Origin of the sequence: Methanocalculus sp., assembly GCF_029762515.1 — an archaeon.
Taxonomy (GTDB): Archaea; Halobacteriota; Methanomicrobia; order Methanomicrobiales; family Methanocorpusculaceae; genus Methanocalculus.
Genome location: NZ_JARVGN010000433.1, coordinates 1 through 1,827 on the forward strand (window position 1 = coordinate 1; position 1,827 = coordinate 1,827).

Below are 1,827 nucleotides of genomic sequence, written 5' to 3' on the forward strand. Positions count from 1 at the left end.
CGGTGAGATCGATCAGATGATTCCCATGCTGGTTGTGCAGGGCATTGCCCGCGAGGAGAATGGATGCGTCACCCTTGATGCAGCCAATCTCGGCATTGAGAAGATCCTTGGAGGAGGCCGGGTTCATCATAAGATGAATATTACGGCTTTGGAATTCTCTGAGCGTGCGAAGGCAAAGATCGAAGAGCTCGGTGGCCAGGCATTGGCCCTTTAATTTTTTTTGGTGACCTATGGGAGAACTGCTGGATCGAATGGAGCCTCTGCTGGCAAGGATGCCTGCGGTGAGGGCACCGGAAGGGCATGTCCATTTTAAAAATAAGTTAATATGGACACTTGCTATTCTGCTTCTGTATTTTGTTCTGACAAACATTCCTGTCTTTGGACTTGCACCCGATTCTGTGGATATTTTCCAGTTCTATCGTGCACTTCTTGCAGGTGAGAGCGGATCTATTCTTCATGTGGGTATTGGTCCGATTGTGACGGCATCTATTGTCCTTCAGCTTCTGAAAGGCGCAGATTTGATCCCCCTCGATACGTCCGATGTCCGTGGGCAGGTTATGTACATGGGGCTCCAGAAGGTTCTCATCCTTGTGATGATCGTCCTGCAGGCAGCACCCAACCTTGTTGGTGGTTTTCTCCAGCCCGATCCAGCTATTGCAGCCGCATTCTTTGGAGGCAGTTTATCGGCAGTTTCATTCCTGATCTTCCTGCAGATCTGCATTGGGGGTGTTCTGATCTTCTTCATGGATGAGGTTGTGACGAAATGGGGTATCGGATCAGGTGTTGGTCTCTTCATCGTTGCAAGTGTATCCCAGGGTATTATTAACGGGTTCTTTAACTGGACTCCTGTGACGGATCCCTACCCGGTAGGTTTCTTCCCGCGTCTCTTTGCGATCATATTTGAAGGAGGGAATTTCCTTCAGTACTTTACACCCGATATCATCGCACTGCTCACAACGGTGATCATCTTCCTGGTGATCGTCTATGTTGAGTCAACCCGGATTGAGATCCCCCTTGCCCATGCAAATGTCAGGGGTTCGAGAGCAAAATTCCCTGTCAAGCTCATTTACGCTAGTGTGCTCCCGATGATCCTTGTCCGTGTCCTTCAGGCGAATGTCCAGATGTTTGGGATGTTCCTCTCAAGCATGGGGATTACGATATTCGGGCGCTTTGACGGGACACAGCCAGTTGATGGCATCATGTACTTCCTTGCACCGATCAACAGTCCCCAGGACTGGATGTGGTGGATGAGCGATCTCGGCCATGCGCCATGGGAAGTTATAGTACGCCTTGGCATAGATGTAACAATCATGGTTGTCGGCGGTGCAATCTTTGCCCTCTTCTGGGTGAAGACGGCAGGGCTTGACTCAAGCCATGTTGCACGGCAGATCCAGAACAGTGGTATGCATATCCCCGGATACCGCCGTAATCCCCAGGTGCTTGAGCGGTACCTTGACCGGTACATTCCGCGTGTGACGGTCATCGGCGGTGTCTTTGTCGGTGTCCTTTCGGTTGCCGCAAACCTCTTCGGTGTCATCGGTGCCGTTGGAGGAACCGGTCTTCTGCTTGCGGTGAGTATCGTCTATCGTATGTACGAGCAGATTGCAAGCGAACAGATCATGGAGATGTATCCGTTCATGAGGCCGTTCTTTGGAAAGGAGTGAAAAAGATCATGGCAGGAAAGAAGATTATCATCACCGGGGTTCCCGGTGTCGGGAAGACAACAGTCATTAATCAGGCAATGGAGGCCCTCGCAGCAGAAGGGATCTCCTACCAGAATATTAATTTTGGTTCCTTTATGTTCGAGGTCGCGCAGTCCGAGGGGCT

The 1,827-nt window shown here is 50.8% G+C and carries 3 protein-coding genes; all 3 read left to right on the forward strand.

The genetic code is table 11. From position 1 onward, the window contains the following. A partial coding sequence (locus QCH34_RS11850) for an uL15m family ribosomal protein (RefSeq protein ID WP_300334442.1) occupies window positions 1-214 on the forward strand: 214 nt, incomplete at its 5' end. 16 nt (window positions 215-230) lie between these two features. After that, window positions 231-1,664 carry a preprotein translocase subunit SecY gene (gene secY / locus QCH34_RS11855; RefSeq protein ID WP_300334443.1) on the forward strand — a complete coding sequence of 478 codons (1,434 nt, stop codon included), beginning with the start codon at window positions 231-233 and terminating at the stop codon, window positions 1,662-1,664. An 8-nt stretch (window positions 1,665-1,672) separates the two neighbouring features. Continuing rightward, window positions 1,673-1,827: AAA family ATPase (locus tag QCH34_RS11860; protein WP_300334445.1), on the forward strand; the 155-nt coding region annotated here is incomplete at its 3' end.

Bases quoted from the DNA above. Each gene is read 5' to 3' on its own strand.
- secY (WP_300334443.1), top strand. From the start codon at position 231: ATGGGAGAACTGCTGGATCGAATGGAGCCTCTGCTGGCAAGGATGCCT.